Raw genomic sequence first — 24409 nt, 5'->3', positions numbered from 1 at the left:
CAACTGCCAACTACACCGCTGCGATACACTCGTCCCCTAACATGGGCAGAACTCTCGTGAACTGCATTTACATATAAATCTGTCACACAATTGGGTATGAATTCGTCTTACTCAATGTAACCTTACTGTAAAGGACGTAACCTTACTGTAAAGGCAATGTAATCTCGCGTGAAAATTCACAAGTCTAGAAGCACAACATAGAAGTTTTCTGGTGATGCAAACTGTTGGTGCTTGGAGCTTGGGGAGGGTGAAACATGAGAAACAAGAAAAAATACCAGAAACAATACAACAAGCAGGCTAAGTATTCAAAAATCCCACCCAACGCTTATAAAGTACGCAGCAAAGGTACACGCCGTTTGGCTGCGGCCACACTCGCTCTAGCTGTCCTCGGAGGGGGAACCACGGCCGCATGGATCATCCACAAGGTCAGTCATTACAACATCTACTCCACAAACCCGTCAGCTACTGGTAACAGGGTATCAGGATTGTCCAACTCTAATTCTGCACTCATCTCGAGTCAGTCTCCTCCTTCTTCCCCAAAGGTGCAAACGGGGGGAAGCACGACGGGGCATTCACAGCAATCAAAGTCGAAAACCGGTAATACAAACTCAGCTACCCCCTCGCACCCACAGTCAGGAAATGTCACCGTGAAAATTTCGGGAGGCAGCGGACTCAAAAGCAAGAGTGGTGCGGGACCATATGAAATTCCGAACAGGCACGATATCTTGCAGCAAATGATGCAAAAGCCGATGACAAGTCAGGCACTCATTAAGGTACCAGCCATAGCGCAGTTGCCACAGCTCAAGAATGGATGTGAAGTCACAAGTCTGGCGATGCTATTGGAATTTGAAAAGCATCCGGTCAGCAAGATGAGTTTGGCCGCAGAAGAACCGAAAGACAAAACGCCGCTTGTGATGAATCAGAACCAACAGATTGTCTCGTGGGGAAATCCGAACGTAGGCTTCGTCGGCAGCGTAACAAAATACGGATATGCTATCTATCACGGTCCTTTAACAAAACTCGTTAACGAGGTTCTGCCAGGGCGCGGATTGGATTTGACCGGAATGTCCTTTAAAGACTTGGAAAAAATCGTGGCGAACGGAACACCTGTAGAAGTTTGGGATACATATAACTTTGCGCCGACGAACTCTTGGGTTACTTGGCAGAGCCCAGAAGGTATGGTTCATGCTACATGGGACGAACACGCGGTCCTTTTGGTTGGCTACAACAAAGAAGACGTGTATGTGAACAACCCGCTAAAGGGTGGGTTGGCTGCTGAGAAAGTCCCAATTGGTCCTTTTATTAAGGCATGGGATCAACTCGGAAAACAAGCCATAACAATAGCCCCTCAGAAGTTCAAAGACTAAACTTTTTCAAGTTTCCTACGAAATTTTGGTTTGGGGGCAATCTATGTTATATCTAGGCTAAGAAAAGGAGGTTCGAACCATGGGTTTAATGAACAAGTGGATTCACTACGGAAAGCACGAGCAGTATTCCGGGTATTTTGCGGTTCCTGAGCAGGCGCAAAAGCCGCTGCCGGCAGTCATTGTGTTTCAGGAAGTTTGGGGCGTAGATGAACACATTCAAGACGTAACACGGCGCTTCGCTCAAGCGGGTTACGCTGCCATGGCACCCGACCTCTATTCGGAAAGCGGAGAACGCAAGCCAGGACTTGAACCGAGCCGAATTGATGCTGTCAAAAGTTTTCTCGAAACAATGCCGCCCACAGCCTGGCACAGTGAAGAGGAACGAAACAAAGCCCTTCAACAACTGCCCGGAGATGAACCGCAGAGGGTCGGCGAAACCTTTGGCAAGCTGTTTGGAGGGCTTAGCCCCGACAACTATACAGAGCAAGTGTTAGCAGCAGCACAGTTCTTACGTGAAGAAAACGAAAGTACCCAAGGACAAGGAATAGTCTCTGTTGGATTTTGCATGGGCGGTGCCCTGTCCGCACATCTCGCGGCTCACGACAGAAACTTGAAGGGCGCAGTCATGTTCTACGGACGTCCTCCCAAGGATGAACTGATTCAAAACATCAATTGCCCGGTTCGTGCTTTCTATGGAGAGTTGGATGAACGACTGACGAAAGGCGCCCCCGCATTTTCCCAGCAAATGACCCAACACAACAAAGATTTTGAGTACACGGTCTATGAACAAGCGCACCACGCGTTCTTTAACGACTCACGCCGCTCCTACAATGTAAAAGCAAGCCGCAGTGCCTTTGCGAAAACCTTAGGCTGGTTTTCTAGTTGGATTGGATAGATAAGTGACGTACGTTAAGTGACTTTAGGTGACTTTAGGTGACTTTAGGTGACTTTAGGTGACTTTTAGTGACGATAAAATAAATTAGCAAAAGATAAGGTTCAATCTCAGGCATAACTCCTCCTGAGTACCAACACCAGGCTTCTCAGCCTTTGCTGAATTGGTCTGACGGGTACTCCGGGGGAGTTTCTATGTCTTCTTGTTTTCATTTTTGTTTTCATTTTCATTGTCATTTCAATACGCGGACTGGCATGTCAGGAAGTGAGCCGCCGGCATCTATCGGTTGCCCTGAATTTTTTTGCTGGTAGGTATATTTCAGGCCCGATCCCGTATTGAAAACCACCACTGTTTCCTTCTCACGAATCCACCCTGCTTCTCTCAACTTTCGGGCACCAGCCATAGCTGCGGCCCCTTCAGGACAGACGTGCAGGCCTTCCCGAATACCAATCTGACTCTGCTCACGAAGTAACTCTTCATCAGTGACAGAAATGACCGTGCCTGACGTCTTAGCTACGGCATCCAGTATCAAAAAATCACCCAGGGCCTTTGGCACCGACATCCCAACAGCCACTGTGTGCGGGTCATCCCACGGTTCAGACACCGTCTTGCCAGCGTTGAAAGCCTTCACTAACGGTGCGCAGCCAGATACTTGGACAACCACAATCCGAGGCAACTTCGGTCCAATCCAGGTCATTTCCTGCAGTTCCTTTAAAGCTTTGTAAATTCCAATGACTCCTGCTCCGCCGCCGGTAGGATAGACGATGACATCCGGAACAGACCATCCGAATTGCTCTGCGAGCTCAATTCCCATGGTCTTTTTCCCTTCCAGTCGATAAGGTTCTTTCAGCGTAGAGACCTCATACCACCCGTATTTTTGTGCAGCCTGGGTTACTAACCTGCCAGCATCGGCTATGGTTCCATCGACTGTAAATAATCTGGCCCCTGCAAATACGGTTTCTTTTCTGGCAGGTTCAGGAGCATATTTTGGCATAACCACAGACACCGAGATTCCTGCGCGAGCACCGTAGAGCGCCCAAGCTGCTCCCGCATTCCCATTGGTAGGAATACCCAACACCTGAACACCGAGTTCCTTTGCCTTGGCCACCCCAACTGCTGCACCGCGGGCTTTAAAGGTGCCTGAAGGAAGTACCCCTTCATTTTTAACCAGAAGTTTCGGTATGCCCATCTCTTTTCCCAGCCCATCAAGCCGCACCAACGGCGTCATGACCTCTCCCAATGAAACAACATTGTCTGGGGTTGTCACAGGCAACAGCTCATGGTATCGCCAGAAGGAAGCTTCTCGGGTCCGGATTTGTTCTTTGCTGAGCGCTGTGCGAATGGCATCGAGATCGTACTGAGCCAATAAAGGTGCACCGCACTGGCACGTTTGCTGCCTTTCGTTGGCTGAATAAACCTTGTTGCATTTTGAACACTTTAAATGCGAGAGACCACTATACATGTACATTCCCCCTGTTTCAGACTATTCCGCCGCAATGGACTGGAGTACTGGCATTTAGGACGAATATTGATTCTCAATATTTTCCGGTCAAGGATAAGCTCGCATCAGCTTATATGTGGGAGGATTTGCATGAATGATCTCGATCACCGAGCTGTATATACACTAAGGAGCAATAATCTCTAATAAGCTCTGTTCAGTCCGGTTGAGTTTAAACCGATTTGCAGGGAGAATATGTGTGTACGAACTTTTCGCATCTGTCAGCGTATACAGTTTACGGACAGCACTAGATCTGACAATGCGTAGGAGGTGGGATTCGGTTAGGATCTGCGGGACGAGTATACACGGTCCGTATACGACATTTTTGTTCTCGCATTATAGGTCTTTAACCAATTGTGATGAGTATTCGAAGTCCAGAACTAACCTTGCCTGTTGCATATCGTCAGCCCCGGATTGAAGACGCACCCCAAGTCTGGTCATTAGTCAAGAAGACGGGTGTGCTCGACGTCAATTCTTCTTATTCATACCTCATGATGTCGAACTATTTTGGAGAAACCTGTATTGTCAGCGAGCACGATAATCGCGTTATTGGGTATATCTCTGGCTTTATCGTCCCCAATCGAGAGAATGTACTGTTCGTCTGGCAGGTTGCTGTCGACGAGCGCTACCGCGGTTACGGCGTCGCGTCAAATATGCTAAGCAAGTTGTTGCAACGTGAAGCTTGCAAGCAGGTTCAGTATGTTGAAACGACAGTTTCTCCCGACAATAAGGCATCTGAAGCCATGTTCCGCCGATTGGCCGATAATCTCCAAACCCGCCTTGAAGTCGTAGGTCAATTTAGAGCACAACTGTTACCGCCAGATGGGCATGAAAACGAACGGATCTTTGTGATTGGGCCGTTTCACGCAGAGACAGCGCATCATCTCTAGTTCAGAATTTTGCGACCCGTCTTGCTATTCCATGTAAACGTTTGTCCATCTGTCTTGGAATAAATTGTAACAGTCAGATGCGGATCACAGTAAATGTGGCCACAGTGAGACGAAACACCCGTCACACCGATTGACTGAAAAACCAAGGAGGTACTATAAATGAAATCCGTATTGGAAGTTGAGAAACCCGCATCGTCACTAGAAGTATTTGAAGAACTCGAGTCTGATGTACGCAGTTACGTTCGCAGTTTCCCGACAGTTTTTGAGAAGTCGAAAGGTCACACTTTGTACGACAGCGAAGGCAAATCCTATATTGATTTCTTTGCCGGCGCCGGGGCTTTGAACTACGGCCACAACAACGAACGCCTCAAACGCAGCTTACTCCAATATATACAAGAGGACGGAATTGTTCACAGCCTCGACATGGGCACGAAAGCAAAAGCGGAATTCCTCACAGCGTTTCACGATGTTATCCTTAAACCCCGCAATCTTGATTACAAGGTCATGTTTCCTGGTCCGACAGGCACAAACGCTGTTGAGAGCGCGTTGAAGCTTGCCAGAAAAGCAACTGGTCGAACTGGCATTGTCAGTTTTACAAACGCTTTTCATGGAATGACTTTAGGCTCTCTCTCCATCACCGGAAACATTTTTAAACGAGAAGGGGCCGGCGTCCCACTGTCGAACACGGTCTCCGTTCCATATGACACCTATCTTGATGACGGGATAGATACAAGTGAATGGCTGGACAAAATGTTGGAGCACGGCGGAAGCGGAGTCCATCTTCCTGCAGCAGTCATCGTTGAAACGGTTCAGGGTGAAGGCGGCGTAAACGTTGCCAGCGCAGCATGGCTGCAAAAAGTGGAAGCTATCTGCCGTAAGCACGACATCTTGTTGATTGTGGATGATGTGCAGATGGGTTGTGGGCGAACGGGATCGTTCTTCAGTTTCGAAGATGCAGGCATCAAACCCGACTTTGTCTGCCTATCTAAATCCATCAGCGGTTACGGGCTGCCAATGGCGTTGACACTGATTCGTCCAGAGTTGGACGTGTTTGAGCCGGGTGAACACAACGGAACATTCCGAGGTCACAATCCAGCTTTCGTTACAGCAAAAGAGGCGCTTTCCTACTGGGAAGACGACAAGCTCGAACAACAAACAAAACGGCGCTCCAATATGATTCGTGCGGAGTTGGAGAAAATGGTCGACGGCACAGCGGCTATGAAAGGCAAAGTGCGCGGCCGCGGCATGATTTACGGTGTCGAATGCGGTGTGCCTGGTCTGGCGGATAAAATTGCCGCCGAGGCATTTAAACGGGGTCTGATAATTGAAACTTCCGGTGCCGACAGCGAAGTGTTAAAGCTATTACCACCCCTTACCATTGACGACGAGGCACTGAAGCAAGGCCTCGACATTCTGGCAGACAGCATCCGTCACTGTGCAAAAGCCCTGTAACAGACCCTTGTGACAAACGCCCTACAGCAAGTTCCGGGCTATCAATCAGGGAGCAAGTTATAAACTAGGGAGCTTGTCATAAACGCCGCAAGCAAATCACAAACAGAATCGACACACAGGAGGTAACAACGAAATGTTTGTAAAACAATTGGATGACATTGTAAATACTGAAGCAGACGTCCACGGTGAAACGTGGAACAGCCGACGGCTCCTTCTCAGCAAGGACAAAGTAGGATTTTCACTTCACGACACGATTATGAAAGCCGGTACCAAGACCAACATGTGGTACAAGAATCACATTGAAGCTGTCTACGTGATTGAAGGTCACGGTGAGATAGAAGACCTTGCTTCAGGCACAGTGCATGAACTGAAACCCGGGACTCTGTATGTGCTCAACAATGCAGATAAACATCAGGTCCGTCCCGAAACCGATGTTCGGATGGTATGCGTGTTTAATCCTCCTGTTACGGGGCGCGAAACCCATGACGAGGAAGGTGCGTATCCGCTGTTGCAAGACTAGCTATTTATTAACAACCTTCTATTTGTTATTGGCTGATCCGTCTTCGTAGAATCACAGCTGTACTCCAATTTAGAGTCGCCGACAGCCGGTTTGTGCGTACAGCGGTTGCGTTCCTTCGTTCTCAAGTGTCGAACAAAGGAAAGTAATCGTCGCCGCCAACCGGCTGGCTCATTTCACCTTGGAGGCAGCTATGGCATGAATTGAACCAGTGGGTCCTGCGAGGAATCCAGGCAACTTGGGTACGCCTCTACTGCCAAGATAGAACCTCGACCGCCAAGATGAAGCCTCTACTGCCAAGATTGACTGCGATACCACTGTTCATCAGCAAATGCTAATGCTTACAACCAAGATTTACCTCCATAGATCCAATTCAATCAACCAACAAATCTACTATTGATGAGGAGTGTGGAATGATGACAGACCTGTATCCATCCCGAATCGGAGGGCAAGCCACCATTACTGACCGAAAGGATCCCGTTTTGCACGGAGAATGGGATAAGCTACAACAGGGGCGTTTGACCGAGTCACAGCTAAAGTCGTATCAGCAAAGTGGATATTTGCTCCTTGAGAATCTCTTTTCTGAACCGGAAGTCGACAAAATGTTGGACGAGCTCAAAGTCATTTGGCGAGACAGAGCAGATGACAAGAGCCCGGAAGTCGTTCGCGAACCTTCTGGGAAAGTGATTCGCTCCGTATTTGATATCCACAGAAATAACCCACTATTTGAAAAAGTCTCACAAGACCCGCGCGTCCGTGAAGCCGCTGAGCAAGTACTGGGCAGTGATGTGTACATTCATCAGTCTCGTATTAATTTTAAACCAGGGTTTGTAGGCAAGGAGTTCTATTGGCACTCTGATTTTGAGACGTGGCATGTAGAGGACGGAATGCCTCGCATGCGTGCGGTCAGCTTCTCCATTCTACTGGACGACAACATGCCGTATAATGGGTCGCTCATGCTTATACCGGGATCGCAAAATTATTTCGTTTCCTGTGTTGGCGAAACCCCGGAGAATCACTTTCAGACCTCCTTGCGCAAGCAGGAACTGGGCGTTCCGGACAACAACAGCATGCGTAAGTTGGTCGAGATGAGCCGAATCGATATGCCTGTGGGCAAAAGGGGATCGGTGCTGATGTTCGAATGCAACACCATGCACGGCTCCGCCAGCAACATTTCGCCCTTCCCGAGGCGCAATGTATTCATGGTCTTTAACAGCATCAACAACCAACTGGTCGAACCCTTCTCCGGCCGAAACCGTCGTCCTGAATTTATTGCGAACCGTACTCCGTCCATCGCGACACCCTACGTTTAACGACCATTCGTCGGAATCGTCGCCGCATATCAGACTTGAGCAAGATGCAGGAACACACACAAGCAGATTCATGCAGGCATGCAGGCATGCAGGCATGCAGGCAAGCAGGCAAGCAGGCAAGCAGGCAAATGCAAATGCAAATGCAAATGCAGATTTGCGCAGGGATAACTCATATCCATCATGATTGAAACACTGAATTCATAAGGAAGTACACATTAGGAAGGGGCAGGTGAATGGACACCTGCCCCTCTCCTTTATGATTTTTCAACAGCGACTGTCAGGCCAGGGCGTCGAGGGGGCCGATGGCCGACTAGCCGGCGTCGCGACCGATGGCCGTCGGCCAAATAGAGATCCCACAGGAGCTTATCCACCGCAAATCGGCACAAATCACAAAAATAAGCACCTGCGGAGAGCTTATCGGCAGTCGGGCCGCCATATCCGGTCACCGCCAACCGAATAGAGATCCCACAGGGGCTTATCCACCGGGAATCGGCACAAATCACAAAAATAAGCACCTGCGGAGAGCTTATCGGCAGTCGGGCCGCCATATCCGGTCACCGCCAACCGAATAGAGATCCCACAGGGGCTTATCCACCGGGAATCGGCACAAATCACGAAAATAAGCACCTGCGGAGAGCTTATCGGCAGTCGGGCCGCCATATCCGGTCACCGCCGACCGAATAGAGATCCCACAGGGGCTTATCCACCGCAAATCGGCGCAAATCACGAAAATAAGCACCTGCGGAGAGCTTATCCGCAAGTCCGACCGCCATATCCGGTCACCGGCGGCCAAATAGAGATCCCACAGGAGCTTATCCACCGCAAATCGGCACAAATCACGAAAATAAGCACCTGCGGAGAGCTTATCGGCAGTCGGGCCGCCATATCCGGTCACCGCCAACCGAATAGAGATCCCACAGGGGCTTATCCACCGGGAATCGGCACAAATCACGAAAATAAGCACCTGCGGAGAGCTTATCCGCAAGTCCGACCGCCATATCCGGTCACCGCCGACCGAATAGAGATCCCACAGGGGCTTATCCACCGCAAATCTGCACAAATCACGAAAATAAGCACCAGCGGAGAGCTTATCGGCAGTCGGGCCGCCATATCCGATGGCCGTCGGCCAAATAGAGATCCCACAGGGGCTTATCCACCGCAAATCTGCACAAATCACGAAAATAAGCACCAGCGGAGAGCTTAACCCAAGTTGGCCTTCCCATCTGTCCAGAATTTCAATTTTAAGCATCCCTGAGGAGTCTATTCCCGATGAACAACGTATAGATGTTCCAATAGACTCGTGTGGGCTGCTGTTCCTCATCCGTTCCTCATCCGTTCCTCATCCGTTCCTCATCCGTTCCTCATCCGTTCCTCATCCGTTCCTCTTCCTCTTCCTCTTCCTCTTCCTCTTCCTCTTCCTCTTCCTCTTCCTCTTCCTCTTCCTCCTCTGTGGGCGCCATCTCGTCACAGCCCCCATCCAGCCCTGCAAACTAGTTCCGGTTAAACACGACCAGTTTCAGTTCTGTCATCTCTTCCACAGCGTACTTCACACCTTCACGGCCTGTTCCGCTTTCCTTGACTCCACCGTATGGCATGTTGTCCACGCGAAATGTCGGGATGTCGTTCACCATCACGCCTCCTACATGCAGTTGCTCCGCTGCGTCGAATGCTGTGTGAACATTGTCGGTATAAATACCTGCCTGCAGCCCGTACCGGGAATCGTTCACCTTGTCGATGGCTTCCTGGATAGAGGCCACTTTGTTAATCGAAACAATCGGTGCGAACACTTCGTTGCAACACACTTTCATGGTGTTCTCGGAGTGAAGAAGGACTGTCGGATACAAGATGCCGTCCTCACCTACACCCCCTGCGGCAACTTCAGCTCCGCCTTCGTGGGCTTCCCGAATCCAATCCATGGCCCGGTCTACATCGGCCCGGGTAATCATGGCCGAAACGTCTGTGCCAGGGTCAAGCGGATTGCCCACTTGCAGTTTCTCCGTCTCCTCCTTGAACCGCTCCACAAAAGTATCAAACACACCTTCGTGCACATAAATGCGCTGCAGCGAAATACACACCTGGCCCTGGAATGAGAATGCGCCTGTCACACACCGATTGATGATTTTGTCCACGTCAATATGGTTATCCACAATCAGTGCCGAATTGGATCCAAGCTCCAAGGTCACACGCTTCAACCCAGCCTTGTTGCGGATCCCGATGCCCACACCGGGGCTGCCTGTGAAGGTAATCATACTGACACGACTGTCCTTCACAATCTGCTCCCCGACGACAGAACCTCTGCCTGTCACCACATTCAGTGCGCCTTTCGGCAACCCGGCCTCTTCCAGAAGTTCTGCCAGAAAAAATGCGGACAGCGGTGTTTGGTTGGCCGGTTTCAGGACAATGGTGTTCCCGGTTGCAATGGCAGGTCCAACCTTATGAGCCACTAGGTTCATGGGGAAGTTGAAGGGCGTAATAGCCCCCACGACACCCAACGGTTCACGGACTGTGAAACCCATGCGGCCTTCCCCGCCGGGTGCTGCGTCCAAAGGCACCGTCTCACCGTGGATACGCTTCGCTTCTTCGGCTGCAAATTTATAGGTCTGAATGGTCCGGGCAACTTCACCCTTGGCGGTTTTCAATGGTTTAGCAGCTTCCGTCGCGATAATCTCCGCTGCCTCATCTGCCCGGGTTTCAAATAGATGAACCAGTTTCTCCAGAATGCTGGCCCGCTGATGAGCAGGCATTTTCGCCATGACTTGCCGTGCTGCATCAGCTGCAGCAATGGCCTGGTCCACTTCCTCCGGCACAGCCTCGGGAATCTCTGCAATGACGGACCCGTCATAGGGTGACTTCAGTTCCACGTACTTGCTGGCCTCGACCCATTCACCGTTGATAAACAGTTGCTTTTTCACCCTGCACCGCCCCTTTCGTTACCACTTGATGATCCCTCGTTCCTACATCCCTAACTCCCTGCAACCTCGGCGAACGCTTGTTCCATGGCGTCCAGTCCTTCTTCCAACTGCTCGTCTGTGATGACCAGCGGGCTGAGGGTCCGTATGACGTTGCTGTACAAACCTGCACTGAGCACCATCACGCCGTTCTGATAACACGCCTGAATAATGCGACTTGTCAGTGCCTTGTCGGGTTCTTTGGTTTCGGGGTCTTTGACGATTTCCAATGCGCACATAGCACCTAAGCCGCGAACGTCACCGATAAAAGCATACCGGCTTTTCAGCTTTTCAAAGCGTGCCCTAATCTTTTCGCCAATCACTGCCGCTCTGTCCGGCAGATGATCCTCTTCCATCATCTTAATCACTTCAAGGGCTGCAACACAACCCAGCGGGCTGCCGCCGTAGGTCCCGCCAATTTCACCAGGACTCGATGCATCCATGATGTCTGCACGGCCCGTGACAGCACTCAAGGGCAGGCCGGCGGCAATCGATTTGGATAGAGTAACGAGATCGGGAATCACATCAAAGTGTTCCATAGCAAACAGCTTTCCCGTTCGGCCGAATCCGGTCTGAATCTCGTCTGCAATCAGCAGGATGTCGTATTTCTCGCAAATCCTCTTCACACCTTGGACGAAGGCCTTGGACGGGACCACAAATCCGCCCTCACCCTGCACGGGTTCCAGAATGACTGCGGCTACATCTTCAGGGGCCACTTCGGAGAGAAAGAACTCCTCGAACTGGGCCAAAACTTGCTCATCCACTTGCTCGGGCGTGACACCATATGGCGCCCGGTAGTAGTAGGGATAACGCATCTTGTAGGTTTCCGGTGCAAAGGGACCAAACTGGTATTTGTAGGGCTTCACTTTGCTGGTCAGGGACATGGTGAGCAGGGTTCTGCCGTGAAATCCCCGTTCAAAGGAGATAATGGCTTTTCTGCCTGTATACTTCCGTGCAATTTTGACCGCGTTTTCCACCGCTTCTGCACCACTGTTTAAAAACAACGTCTTCTTTGCGTGGTCTCCCGGTGTCAATTGATTCAGCTTCTCTGCAAGCTGGATGTACGGCTCGTACATCATGACATTGAATCCTGTATGGAGGTATTTATCGAGTTGCTGCTTTAACGCATCCACCAATGCCTGGGGACGGTGACCCACATTCAAAGTGCCGATGGCTCCGGCAAAATCGATGAACGTGTTTCCATCCACATCAGTGACAAGGGCTCCTTCGGCTGTTTCGGCAAATGTCGGAACGGTGTTGGATACACCGCGCGGTACATGTTTCTTTCTCTCCTCCAACATTGCGGCGGCCTTCGGTCCCGGAATCGGTGTGTTTAGCTTAATGAAGTTTCTGTCACTCGTTTGCATTCAACTCTCCTCCTCTGTTCTTCGTCAGCCCTCTGCATTTTGCTTGCGCGGCCATTGCTATTCAGCCTCAATCATCTTGGCCCCGATACCATCCGGACGGCTGAACGTTCAAATTCGTACTGATTTGCTTTGTTTCCGTATACGCTTCGTACCCCTGTGTCCCAAGTTCCCGTCCCAACCCGGACTGCTTGTATCCGCCCCAAGGTGCTTCGACAAAGGCCGGGTGGTAGGTGTTAATCCACGTTATGCCAGCCCGCAGCTTGCGAACCACCCGCTGGGCCTTTGCACCGTCAGTTGTAAACACACCTGCTGCCAACCCGTACTGGGAATTGTTCGCCAATTCAACCGCTTCGTCTTCGGTCGAGAACCTTTGTATTACACCGACGGGTCCAAAAATCTCCTCCTGCACAATCCGCATGTCAGGAGTTGTATCGGTAAACAGCGTGGGCAGCAGGTAGTTGCCGTCTACAAAATGCTCATGACGTTTCCCCCCTGTTAGGAGGGTTGCGCCTTCCGCAAGTCCCAAACGGATATAATTCTCCACCTTTTCCATGTGTGTTTTGGAAATAAGCGGTCCCATTTCGGTCTCATCAGAGAAACTGTCTCCCAGCGCAATGTTTTGCGCCTTTGCAGCCAGTGCGGCAACGAAGCGGTTGTAGATACTGTCTTCTACCAAAATGCGCGATCCCGCTGCACACACCTGCCCGGCATTCATAAACACACCCAACAGCGCATAATCCACAGCCGTGTCAAAATCAGCGTCAGCAAAGATGATGTTCGGCGATTTGCCGCCTAACTCCAACGAGACGTTCTTCATATTGGATGCAGCAGCTTGTAGAATCTTTCGTCCGGTTTCCGTTCCGCCGGTGAACGCCACTTTATCTACCAGTTTGTGTTCGGCCAGATACTGCCCGATAACACTGCCCCGGCCGGGTACCACGTTGACGACCCCCTTAGGGAAGCCGACGCGATGCATTAATTCTGCCAGCTTCAACACAGACAACGGCGTAAATTCCGAAGGTTTGACAATACATGTATTGCCTGCAGCCAGAGCAGGCGCCAATTTCCAAACCGCTATCAGTAAAGGAAAGTTCCATGGAATAATCTGTACACAGACACCAACTGCATCGCGTACGACAGTCGTTTGTATGTCTGCACCTGTATCCAGCATTTGACCGCTGTCGGTTGTTGCCAGACCCGCAAAATACCGAAAACACCGTACAGCGTCCTCCACATCCAAAATACATTCCCTTAAGGGTTTACCACTGTTGATTGTCTCTAGTCTCGCAAATACAGTTGCCTCTTGTTCAAGTTCATCTGCCAGCCGATGTAAAAGCCCTGCTCGCTCATATGCATCTGTTTCCGGCCATCCGTCCTGGTCAAATGCGCGGCGTGCAGCCTGAACAGCTGCCTCAGCTTCTGCTTCAGCCGCTTCCGTCACCATTGCTGTGAACTCATTGGTAGCCGGATAATACAGAGCCCGCATATCTCCTGTTTCCGCCTGAACAAAACTGCCGTCGATATACGCCAGACAGGTTCCGTCTGAACCTGTTTCCAGCGAAGACAATAGGAGACTTACGTCTTCAGGTAAATGAGGTTCTGTCATCCTGTTGTCTCCTCTCCGTTTTACGTCTTGTATCACTGTTTTACGTCACTGTCTTGCGTCTTTGGACTCTATTAACGCCCTGTACAGCGCAGGTCTCCTTTGATTTAGGTAATGGACTGACGGGTCTAAAGATGCAATGTCCGAAAGGTCGATCTCGGTCGTTTGCAGCCCCTCTTCCCTGTCTGTTTCCAATAACCACCTGCCTTCTGGATGCGCTACACAAGTCTTCCCGCAAAAATCGATGTCTTTCTCTGGACCCAGTCGGTTAACAGTGATGACAAAGAGACTGTTCTCCATGGCTCTGACCATGGAATAACGCCGGTGATGTTCTCCGAAGGGAGACATGTTGTTCGCCGGGTTAATGAGCAACTGTGCTCCCTGCACTGCCGCCATGCGCGCAGATTCCGGAAATTCAATGTCATAGCAACTTTGTAAAGCCACGCGTCCGAAGGGCGTATCCCAAACCGGAAACTCGCTTCCATAGACAAATGTCTTCGGCTCATCTCCAAACAGGTGTACCTTCGCATATGTGCCGACAACGCCGTCGGGGGAAAGGAGTGTGATCCCATTGGTGAACGGAGCTGGGATATACGGACCGCTTGGATGCTTGATGTGCTCATCGCTGTGACTATCACCGTAATTATCGATTCGATTGTCGGTGCGTTCATTGCTGCCCTCATGGACCCGCGCATTGCTGCGCTCGTCAAGCGGACTCAAAGGCGACACACGGTAAGATGGGTGTCCGAACACAATCCACACATCGTGTTGCCTTGCGGACTGTGTTAAACGGTTCATCCATTCCTCTTCTTCGGCTTGAGAAGGCACATGCTCCCACAACTCCGGCAGGTAACCCGTAATGAACAACTCAGGAAACACGAGAATTTGAACGCTCTTCTCACCGGCTTCCGCAATCACTTGTTCCATAAGTTGCAAGGTCCCCTCGATGTTGCCCTGTACTGGTTGGCCTTGGTATACACCCAGTTTAAAAGCCGTCATGTTGCACCTCGATTCGCAGCAGTCTTGATTCCAAGCCTTGATTCTAAACGGTCTTGATTCTAAGCAGTCTGAATGAAACACTGCGTCCTAGCATGGAGCCAGCCCTACTCCACCTGCATAGCCACTGCCCGCACAGGAGCACCATCACTCCCACTGAGCTTAATGGGGAACAGAGAGATGAGCGGATTGGCAAAGTCTATGGACTCAAAGTTTGTCAGATTCTCCGATATGATTCCGTTCACAGCGGCGATGGCATCGTGTGCGGGAAAGCTGTCGCCGCCGGTGATATCGAGATTGATGCAATCAATGCAGAAGGTCCTTATACCTTTCTCCAGCAATGCCTTAATTACCTCAACGTGTACATAGGGGTGAAGAAAGTACTTGTCTGTCCCCCCGTATTGCGACCAGCCTGTATGAAAGAGAACAATGTGGCCTGCTTCAACCTGGTCCACGTATGGCTGTACATCTTGCAGCCGAATCGCTTCTTGTTCACCCTTGCCAAGGGCTGGGATAACCAGCCCTGTACCAATAAACAAGGATAAATCAGACTCATCAATGGTCTGCCCGGATTGAAGAAAGTGGTATGGTGCATCTACGTGACTTCCACTCTGCGATCCGATATGCACATGATGCAGATTGTACCCATCGTGCTCGATGGTTGTAGCCACAGACAAATGGGGCTTTGGGTCGCCCGGATAAATAGGTGTGTTGTCATCGAGAGTGAGAGATAAGTCGACGATTTTGACAGGCTTAAACATATTCATCAGTCCACCAAAGAACCCATGACAGATTCGCCCTCAAAAGCCACTTTTGCCCCTGCCATTCTCATAATGGCAAAGTACAATACCGCCGTAACCAAGAAAGTTAGAATGGTCGCACCTGTTGCCAAGGGTTTCACGTAGGTGAAGTAATAAGCGAAGGCAGCGCCCAGGATATACACGACATAGGAAATCAGATTGAACCCGCCAGTGTACCAGTACTTTTTCTCTGCTCCGGACACAATCTCCTCAGAGTTGTAATACCCCCGTTTTAAGAGATAGTAGTCTGTCAGCATGATGGCACTGACCGGGATAAACAGCGTGCCGACCATTAAGATGAAGTTTTCGAAGTTGCTTGTCAGCCAAGTCTTGAGCAAAGCACCTAAGACTGCAGCAACCCCGAGAGCGAGAGTCGGAGCAAAAAACTTCTGCTTTGGAAAGATAGCTAGGTAAGACATGCTTGCACTGTACAGTGCCATTACGTTCGTAGAAATAACAGAGAGGAAAATCACGATGCCGGCTACAAAGCCAAGGGTTGGGTTAATCGATCCAATGAGCGTGGTCGGGTCATACGTCTGCGGCCGGTGGCCGAGCAGTGAAAATCCAGATACCGCTGCGCCCAAGCCCATAGCTACGACTGTCGCCAAGGTATAACCAAGCCACGTACCCAGCATACTGGTACTTTGCTTTTTCACATTTCGATTGTAATCACAGGATGAAGTCATCCATGAAAATGCGGTAGCAACCACAATATCAAAGGCAACCATGGATGTGATTTCAGGGTGTTTCGATACCGCCATGCTGGTCAGGGCGGACAAATGGAAGTGTATAAACATATAGCTGAATACCACGACGGAAAGGATTAGCATGAGACTTGCCACTAAATTCTCCGTTCTTTCAATCATACGGTGTCCGTACAGTGTAATAGCCACAACGATAATTTCAGTCACGATGACGAATAAATTGATATTGCTGTACCCTGTCAAATACTTAATTGCGTTGTTCAAACTGAGTCCGCCCATATAGGCCTGAATCCAGCTCCAGCCCATTAATACAATCGTATTTACAGCAGATGGAAGCGCGGAACCAAAGTGACCGAATGCGCCCCGGGTTAGAATCATGGTAGGCAGCCCTGTTCTCGTTCCCATGTTGCCGGTCAATATGAGCGGAATTCCGCCAACAAGCGATCCCAGCAGAACAATCAGCATCGCATGCCAGAACTTCAAGTCCGGCACAAGCAGCATTCCTGTAAACACCGTTGTCACAACCACGTTGGCCGCAATCCACAGTGTAAAGGTGTGCCATAGATTCATTGTCCGATCCGATTTTGGCACCGGAACGATTCTATCGTAACTTTCCTGTGAACTCATACAGTTTCCCCTCTTCCTATTTTTAAGTAAGTCGAGTCGAGATAAGTCGTTATTCAACCTTGGCGCGTTTAGCCAAAGCCAGCAGTGTAATCATTTCGTAGGCCACGTTGGCAGCGGCGGCGGCTGTGAGCTGTCCGCTGTCGAACGCCGGCAGTACTTCGACCACATCAAAGCCAACGAAGTCAATCCCGGTGAGTCCGCGAACCAGTCGCAAGGCTTCCGCTGTCGTCGGTCCGGCTACTTCTGGTGTGCCAGTGCCGGGTGCGTAAACGGGATCGAGAAAGTCTACATCAAAGGATAAGAATGTCGGGCCGTTGCCAACTCGCTCTTTAATGATTTCCAACATACGGTCAATCCCGATAGATTGAAGCTGGCTGGTTGTGTAGAGTGCCAATCCCAGTTCCCGTGCATCATCCAAATCGCCAGGGGCATACAAGGGTCCCCGCATACCGACTTGGATACCGCGGCTGGTGTCTATCAATCCTTCTTCGATGGCTCTGCGGAACGTTGTACCGTGGTTGTACTTCAGCCCAAAGTAGCTGTCCCACGTGTCGGAATGAGCATCGAAGTGAACAAGCCCCACCGGTCCATGCGTCTTGGCGATGGAGCGAAGTTCCGCCAGAGTGATAGCGTGATCGCCGCCAAGGACAATTGGTGTAATCCCCGCTGCCAGCACCTCGTCCAATCCCTTTTCAATGCGCTCGTAGGATTCTTCAATGTATCCGGGAACAACAGACAAATCGCCATAGTCCACGCCTGACAAGTAGTCGAACAGATTGATTTCCTGCTCCACGTTGTACGGTCTCAGCAATACGGAGAAGTCGCGGATTGATTCTGGTCCCATGCGTGATCCCGTTCGAAACGACTGCCCCCCGTCAAACGGCGCCCCCATGACTGCAAAGTCAATCTGCGGCTCCGGCGTCTCGACCAGCGGCAGCCGCATAAACGTGCGTACTCCGCAAAACCTTGGTGACTCTTGTGAATTTCGTGGTTGATACTTCCCCATGTGATGCGCCTCCTAGATGAATGAGTTGGTACAATGCCCTTGCCTGTCATACTGCAAGAGTCGTGCCAACTCCCGTGGCAAGACGCGTAAATACACTGAAAAGTCGAATAATATTCTATAAAAGTCCAAATCCACGTAGATAAAGAGTGAAAATTCATTGATTACAGGTAAGATATAATTATCAGATGTGCAGTGTGTCATTAGCAATTTCTAAGGAATGCGAAAGTAGTCTTACGAAAACGATTCAATTGTGAATAGATATCGGTCTCCTATTAAAAAGCATTCTGCTTCATCGACTGATTTCATAGGATAGAAGGGCAATTATTCAAAGTTGAATTTATTATTCATCAATGAATTGACATCTGAACGTTATGAGTCCCATGTTCCACAAATCATTGCAGTGTTTTCCCCAACATAAAATCGGTGTGTTGTGGCTCAAGTGCCTACTGTACGTTACCCTCTTCTCTTTCTCCAGAGAGGGGGGCATATTTTTGCAGTTTACGGACTGCGGTCGGCTGACTGATTCCTAGCAATTGAGCGACCTCTACCGTTGTTCTGCACTGTTTCCGGGCAGATTCGAGAATGTTTCTTTCAAATTCGGCTACCATTTCCGGAAGTGTGTTCTTGCCAAGTGCCGGACTGGAAGGATAATCTTTTCCAAAGGCAATCGATTCTGGTAAATCTTCTATGCCAATCACCTCACTTCTGCTCAGAATCACAGCCCGCTCAATGACGTTTTCCAATTCGCGAATGTTTCCAGGCCAATCATAGGTCGACAGGCGTTCAATGACTTCGGTGCTCACGGCTTTTGCAAGACCATGTTTCTCGTTCATCTGTGTCAAAACATGATGGGTCAGCCGGGAGATACCATCCCTCCTATCACGAAGTGCGGGTACAGTCACGGTCACAGTATTGATTCTGTAGTACAAATCGTCGCGAACTTCACCCGTTCGCACCATCTCATCAATGTCTTGATTTGTTGCCGAAATGAGACGGAAATCCGAGCGAATGGACTTCGAGCCTCCTACTCTTCTGAATTCCTTGTCCTGCAGTACTTTCAATAGTTTTACTTGAAGGAGTAACGGCAGTTCTGCCACTTCGTCCAAGAACAACGTTCCGTTGTCAGCCAGTTCCACCAGCCCGATTTTTCCTTTTTTATCGGCACCCGTGAAAGCTCCGGCTTCATACCCGAACAACTCGGATTCAATTAAGTTCGCCGGAATTGCACCGCAGTTCACTTCTATAAACGGCCCTTCACTCCTTGAACTGTTCTTGTGCACAAGTTTCGCCAAAGCACTTTTCCCGACACCAGATTCACCCAGCAACAAGACGGGCACATCATGTCGAGCAACTTGTGCGACAGATTGAATCACCTTATTCATAGCACCGCTTTCAACAATCAGCCCGCTCACATTTAGTTCCTTGCTCCGCAATTGTTCCAGTTCCGAGCGAACGCGTGTCATCTCCTGTTGCACATCTTGAACGTGATCTTTCAACGCATGGAGTTCTGTTACATCATGTGAATAGGAAATGATACGGCGAATCCGCCCATCCTCGTTAAGAATCGGTGTGCCTGTCACCAGCATTTTCTTTCCTGTCGCAGTTTTCTGCAGCAACACCTGTCTTGTCCCTGTTTTCAGCACCTTCAAGGTGACAGATGGATTAAACACCCTGCGCTTCTCCAAATCTTCTACAGACTGTCCCACTAATTCATTCAGCGGTATATTGTAAGAGTCCTCAAAGGTCTGGGATGCGCTTAAAACAATTCCTTCCCCCGAAGCGATGAGGATGTCATCGTGGGACGAGTCCAAGATCATCCGGAGTTCTTCATGTGCGTCGGACACCTGTTGCAACGCTTCAGACACTTGTTCATACACCGTGATATCTTCAAAGACGAAAAATTTCAGGTGACCATGAGATCCGATTCGAATCTGACGAAACACCAACACGCTCTCCTGATACGGAATTTTCAGGCGTTGCTTATCATCTTCAAGTTGCAACATGTCTGCCTCTGTAATGCGGCCCAACCATTCCTCAACTTTCGAATTGAGAAGGGCCCGCCGTTCTGTCTTAAGCAGTTCGAGTGCTCTCTCATTGCAATAGACAATCTGATTATCAGCTGCAACAACAACTACACCATTGGGCAAGTGTTCCACAAATTCCTGATAAGGAAATGCAATTGGAACAGAAGTGTCCGCCAAAGACCCCGCACCTCCATCTCTGTAATGCAATGCTCATCTCTGTAATGTTTCACTCTGCGATGTTTCACTCTGCGATGCAATGCCTAACTCTGTAATGCTCCGAACTGTTATGCTGCCTGGCGGCTGAGCGCGCTTAACCAACACATTACTCAGCACAGCAGCACTCATGGGACAACCACAACTGTATACAAAATAATTCGACAAATGTGAACCTAAACTCCTGCAGTAATAAATGGATATGGATCCCGCCTGTCCAGCATCACAGCGCCACTCCCATTCTCCTATCAACGTGATGATTGTCCACTTGAAAGATGGGACGAACGGATGGGACGAACGGACAGCTTGCAACACAGTAGAGTTGTGAGCCGCCGCACAGTCATAGGGATCCCATCGATCACTATGTTGGGGCCGGCATCATCATAGGGATCCCATCGATCACTATCCCAAGTACCCGCCCCATCATAGGGATCCCATTGATCACTATCATTACCCTGCCCTCGTGGACGGGAGGCAAATAGTGATTCTTTGCGACACTAACACTTTCGACACCGGCCCCATAGTGAGCTTTTTGATCACTAAGTGACCACCGTCTCGCTATTAGTGATCTTTTCGATCCTTATTATACAGAGCATGACCCGCAGCATGGCCCGCAGATGCGACCTGGAACCACAGCCCTGCCCTGGAACCACAGCTGCGACCTGCCACCCTCAACTCACACGCGTCAAGGCGTTGAAATTGTCTCCCATCAGACAAAAAAGTGATAACCAGAAAATTCTGGTTATCACAATCTCCATTCATTCAAGTTCACCCTGGTGATTCATCTGCTATCTGCTATCTGCTATCTGCTATCTGCAACATGAGTCGCCGTCCCACGCCGCTATAAAATCTTGCTCAGGAAGGATTGGGTACGCTCTTCCTTGGCGTTGCTGAAAATCTGCTCGGGTGTCCCTTCCTCAACAATTTGCCCGTCGTCCATAAAGATGACTCGGTCGCCAACCTCGCGGGCAAAGCCCATTTCGTGCGTTACCACAACCATGGTCATGCCTTCTTTAGCGAGTGTCTTCATGACTTGAAGAACTTCTCCTACCATTTCTGGGTCCAAAGCTGAGGTCGGTTCGTCAAACAGCATTACTTCGGGTTGCATTGCAAGTGCTCTGGCAATGGCGACGCGTTGCTGCTGTCCCCCGGACAGTTCATCCGGGTAGCTGTCTTCCTTGTCCTCCAGCCCTACTTTCGCCAGCAACTCTCGTGCAATCTGCTTACTCTCCTGTGTACTTCTCCCAAGCACCTTGCGCGGACCAATGGTAATGTTGTCCATCACCGTGAAATGGCTAAACAGATTAAAACGTTGGAAGACCATTCCCACACGCTGCCGAAGTTTGACAACGTTGGCCTTATGCGCGGTCAACTCCAAATCGTCTATCCAAATATGCCCTTTCGTCGCTTTTTCCAAGCCGTTCAAGCACCGTAAAAATGTACTTTTACCGCTGCCTGACGGACCGATAACAACAACCACTTCCTGTTCTTCAACATGGTTGCTTATATCAGTTAAAACCTCGTTATCTCCGAAAGATTTATATAAGTTTTTAACGCTTATCAAGTTGCAACCTCCTCTCAAGGTAGGCAGCAAATCGCGTAATTAGCCAAATGAATACAAAGTAGGCGAGTGCGATGAGTGTGTAGATGGTAAACGGATCGAAATAATTGTTAATGACAATCTGTCCTGAATAAAGCATTTCCACTACACCCACTGCCGAGAGCAGCGATGTATCCTTAATTGTTTGTGCAAACTGATTTACAAATGGCGGAATCATCCGCTTTAGGGCTTGCGGTAAAACAATATAACGCATGGTCTGTCCACCGCTCATTCCAATACTTTGTGCGGCTTCTTTCTGACCTCTGTCCACACCGAGAATCCCGGCACGGACAATTTCCGTCACGTAGGCTCCTTCATTTAATGCCAAACCGATGGCTGCACCCAGAATTGGGTAGGTCATTTGTCCGAACCACTGGTTAACAGGCAGCACTTGTGGAATTCCGAAGATAATGATGAAAAGCTGGACCAGAAGCGGTGTCCCGCGGAACAACTCGACATAGATAGTCGGCAAGACTCGAACAATTCGCAATGGAGCTAGTCTCATCAATGCTGCGATGACGCCGAAAATCATCGCAAGCACAATACCGAGCACGGAGTACTCTACCGTAAGCCTAAAACCCTTTAAGAGAACGGGTAGATGGTTCACGACGATATCCAATAGCATCTCTCCCAAAAACTGAGCGCACCGCCTGGGTGCACAGGGGCATTATCGCTTCACCGCTTTAATACAGAACACACGATATCCGTGTCTCATCACATAGCACTGAAGTCAGCCCCACTGTCACCCCGGCTTGTGCGCAATTCTTTTGTGTTCCTGTCAAATCAGCTTGAAGACTTGGCCACTACCTGCTTCGGTGTCATGACACTTGTAATAATTCCATTGGTATCACTGCCGAAGTATTTCTTGTACAGCTTTTTGTACTCACCGTCGCTTTGCATTTTCTTCAGGCCTGCGTTAATTTTTTTCAGCAACTCAGGCTTCTTTTTGCTGACTGCAATTCCATAGTATTCACCAGTCAGCATACCTCCAACCACCTTGACCTTGCTGCTGTGGTCTTTGGCAAACGATGAGTTCCCCGGATTATCAAAGATGACCGCAGAAACACTGCCACTCATGAGCGCGCTGTATAACTGCGAAGTCGTATTGAACTGTTTCAGGTTCTTTAAGCCTTTGCTCGTGGCAAAATCAGCCCCGGTAGTCGCCTTCTTCACAGCTACGACCTTTCCTTTCAGGTCTTTTAATCCAGTAATGCTGGAGTTCTTCCGAACAAGAATCGATTGACCTGACAAGTAGTACGCATTCGAGAAGTTAACCTTTTGCATTCTCGTTTTTTTGATGGTGAAGCCGGCGACGGCTACGTCGACTTGATCGGATACCAGCGCAGGAATCAGACCAGAAAACTGCATTGTCCGCGTGTTCTTAATCTTCAGGTTTTCAAGCTTCGCGATGTCATGAATCATTTCGATATCAAAGCCTGTCAATTTGCCGTTCTTCTTCGTTTCAAAAGGCGGGTAGGTGGGTGAAGTGCCGAGGACAAAACTCGTTGCACCGCTGCCGGATCCGCCGGTCGATTGCCCAGTGCTGTTGCCACCGCCACTTCCCCCGCTGTTGTTACTCGTTCCGCACCCCACGGCTGTCAGTCCAAGTAAAGCTACTGAAGATAACACGACTGCAAATTTCTTCAATGCGTAAACTCCCCCTTGTGATTCTGTGTGTTTGTCTCTGTCTCGGCGGCACCGTCCTGCGGCATTTCAAACCTGCCTGATAACAAACAAACACTATACACAAGGTTCTCACTCTGAAACGAACCCCATATATAGTGCCTGTGCTGCGTTGGATTCAGTTCCGCCAAGCGAGTCGACATAAAATATTATACCTTTTCAACCACAGAATTTCAAATTGTCGGTAATCACTACAAGATGCGCTTTCCATATAAGAATCGCGGACCCCAGTAGTTGTCAGTCAGACTGATAATCTCTAATCCGTGTGTGGTTTTGGCAGCAAAATTCTGATTGCCCATATAAATCCCGTCAAATGTCACGACATTTTTACTGTTATTTTTAAGATCAAAGCAAACAATGTCGCCTTTTTGGAGTTGGTTGGGATTCGTCACCTTACTCCCCAGTTTTGCCTGTTCGGCAATGGTCCGTGGCAGTTGAACACCAATTTTGGCGTATGCATACTGCACAAAAGCGGACGCATCCATTTGCTTGGCCGTACTCCCCTGCAGCATTGTTTGAACTGCACTCACCAAAGCCTGCTGCTTCTTCTGTGCAACGGGACCGCCAACCGACACGGTCACATTCCCACTAGAACCAGCCTGTCCTTGCGAGGACGACGCATTAGATGTTTGGCTGCTGTTTGAGGTTGATGACTGGGATGTGGAACTTGTCCCATTCGTCGACGATGACGAGGGAGCATTTTGTTTCGACGCTTGTGCTGTATTCGTGATGTTGTTTGAATGAGAGACGGGTGTTGTGTGATGATGGCTTACTGAATAAATTAGTAAAGCCGCTAACCCGCCCAGGACACCGCTGGCTGTTACTGCATAGGTAACTTTCATAGTCTCAACCCCTTTCTGGCAATACGCGAACTCATATGATTTCTCGTTGTTTTAAATGGTTCAACAC

Annotated in this window: 20 protein-coding genes; 6 read left to right on the top strand and 14 right to left on the bottom strand. The window is 49.6% G+C overall.

Features of this window, described 5'->3' with window-relative positions; genetic code table 11:
* The first annotated feature begins 254 nt into the window (after positions 1-254).
* Together GI364_RS02010 and GI364_RS02005 are read left to right on the top strand one after the other, a co-directional pair.
* A complete protein-coding gene (locus GI364_RS02010; RefSeq protein ID WP_198852068.1) occupies positions 255-1367 on the top strand; it encodes a C39 family peptidase in 1113 nt (370 codons plus the stop codon).
* 79 nt (positions 1368-1446) lie between these two features.
* A complete protein-coding gene (locus GI364_RS02005; protein ID WP_198852067.1) occupies positions 1447-2262 on the top strand; it encodes a dienelactone hydrolase family protein in 816 nt (271 codons plus the stop codon).
* A 229-nt stretch (positions 2263-2491) separates the two neighbouring features.
* On the opposite strand, the gene GI364_RS02000 is transcribed toward GI364_RS02005, so the two are convergent.
* Positions 2492-3727, bottom strand: coding sequence for a threonine synthase (locus tag GI364_RS02000; protein ID WP_370541827.1), 1236 nt, complete (start codon positions 3725-3727; stop codon positions 2492-2494).
* 389 nt (positions 3728-4116) lie between these two features.
* Here GI364_RS02000 and ectA point away from each other — a divergent pair, with 389 nt between their 5' ends.
* The 4 genes from ectA to thpD all read left to right on the top strand — a co-directional run bounded on the left by ectA (position 4117) and on the right by thpD (position 7929).
* Entirely contained in the window at positions 4117-4647 is a 531-nt protein-coding gene (gene ectA, locus GI364_RS01995) for a diaminobutyrate acetyltransferase (RefSeq protein WP_198853812.1), read from the top strand.
* Between the two features lie 159 nt (positions 4648-4806).
* Complete coding sequence (gene ectB, locus GI364_RS01990; RefSeq protein ID WP_198852065.1) at positions 4807-6099, top strand: diaminobutyrate--2-oxoglutarate transaminase; 1293 nt, start codon at positions 4807-4809, stop codon at positions 6097-6099.
* Between the two features lie 133 nt (positions 6100-6232).
* Complete coding sequence (locus GI364_RS01985) at positions 6233-6619, top strand: ectoine synthase (RefSeq protein ID WP_198852064.1); 387 nt, start codon at positions 6233-6235, stop codon at positions 6617-6619.
* Positions 6620-7029: 410 nt separating this feature from the next.
* Positions 7030-7929 carry an ectoine hydroxylase gene (gene thpD, locus GI364_RS01980; RefSeq protein ID WP_370541826.1) on the top strand — a complete coding sequence of 300 codons (900 nt, stop codon included), beginning with the start codon at positions 7030-7032 and terminating at the stop codon, positions 7927-7929.
* A 526-nt stretch (positions 7930-8455) separates the two neighbouring features.
* Here the strand turns inward: thpD and GI364_RS01975 are convergent.
* The 13 genes from GI364_RS01975 to GI364_RS01915 form a co-directional block, all read right to left on the bottom strand.
* Entirely contained in the window at positions 8456-9250 is a 795-nt protein-coding gene (locus GI364_RS01975) for a hypothetical protein (RefSeq protein WP_198852063.1), read from the bottom strand.
* Between the two features lie 169 nt (positions 9251-9419).
* Positions 9420-10841, bottom strand: coding sequence for an aldehyde dehydrogenase family protein (locus tag GI364_RS01970; protein WP_198852062.1), 1422 nt, complete (start codon positions 10839-10841; stop codon positions 9420-9422).
* Positions 10842-10891: 50 nt separating this feature from the next.
* On the bottom strand, positions 10892-12244 hold the full coding sequence (gene gabT / locus GI364_RS01965) for a 4-aminobutyrate--2-oxoglutarate transaminase (RefSeq protein ID WP_198852061.1): 1353 nt from the start codon (positions 12242-12244) through the stop codon (positions 10892-10894).
* A gap of 67 nt (positions 12245-12311) precedes the next feature.
* Positions 12312-13850, bottom strand: coding sequence for an aldehyde dehydrogenase family protein (locus tag GI364_RS01960; protein WP_198852060.1), 1539 nt, complete (start codon positions 13848-13850; stop codon positions 12312-12314).
* 45 nt (positions 13851-13895) lie between these two features.
* Entirely contained in the window at positions 13896-14846 is a 951-nt protein-coding gene (locus tag GI364_RS01955; protein ID WP_198852059.1) for a carbon-nitrogen hydrolase family protein, read from the bottom strand.
* Positions 14847-14950: 104 nt separating this feature from the next.
* The gene (locus GI364_RS01950) at positions 14951-15610 is read right to left on the bottom strand and encodes a cyclase family protein (protein ID WP_198852058.1); all 660 of its coding nucleotides are present in this window, start codon (positions 15608-15610) and stop codon (positions 14951-14953) included.
* Entirely contained in the window at positions 15610-16974 is a 1365-nt protein-coding gene (locus tag GI364_RS01945; protein ID WP_198852057.1) for a purine-cytosine permease family protein, read from the bottom strand. The genes GI364_RS01950 and GI364_RS01945 overlap by 1 nt, the downstream gene beginning before the upstream one ends.
* A 49-nt stretch (positions 16975-17023) precedes the next feature.
* Positions 17024-17980: an agmatinase gene (gene speB, locus GI364_RS01940; protein WP_198852056.1), complete on the bottom strand. Its 957-nt coding sequence runs from the start codon at positions 17978-17980 to the stop codon at positions 17024-17026.
* A 443-nt stretch (positions 17981-18423) separates the two neighbouring features.
* Positions 18424-20181, bottom strand: a complete 1758-nt coding sequence (locus GI364_RS01935) for a sigma 54-interacting transcriptional regulator (RefSeq protein ID WP_198852055.1) — start codon at positions 20179-20181, stop codon at positions 18424-18426.
* A gap of 877 nt (positions 20182-21058) precedes the next feature.
* Positions 21059-21781, bottom strand: a complete 723-nt coding sequence (locus tag GI364_RS01930; protein WP_198852054.1) for an amino acid ABC transporter ATP-binding protein — start codon at positions 21779-21781, stop codon at positions 21059-21061.
* Entirely contained in the window at positions 21768-22436 is a 669-nt protein-coding gene (locus tag GI364_RS01925; RefSeq protein WP_233095973.1) for an amino acid ABC transporter permease, read from the bottom strand. Before GI364_RS01925 ends, GI364_RS01930 begins: the two co-directional genes overlap by 14 nt.
* Positions 22437-22600: 164 nt before the next feature.
* The gene (locus GI364_RS01920; protein ID WP_198852053.1) at positions 22601-23464 is read right to left on the bottom strand and encodes a basic amino acid ABC transporter substrate-binding protein; all 864 of its coding nucleotides are present in this window, start codon (positions 23462-23464) and stop codon (positions 22601-22603) included.
* A 227-nt stretch (positions 23465-23691) separates the two neighbouring features.
* On the bottom strand, positions 23692-24342 hold the full coding sequence (locus GI364_RS01915) for a C40 family peptidase (RefSeq protein ID WP_198852052.1): 651 nt from the start codon (positions 24340-24342) through the stop codon (positions 23692-23694).
* Positions 24343-24409: the final 67 nt, after the last annotated feature.

Source organism: Alicyclobacillus sp. SO9, from assembly GCF_016406125.1.
Taxonomy (GTDB): domain Bacteria; phylum Bacillota; class Bacilli; order Alicyclobacillales; family Alicyclobacillaceae; genus SO9.
Note: the sequence above shows the minus strand (reverse complement) of the source record. Positions and strands in the feature narration are given on the sequence as shown.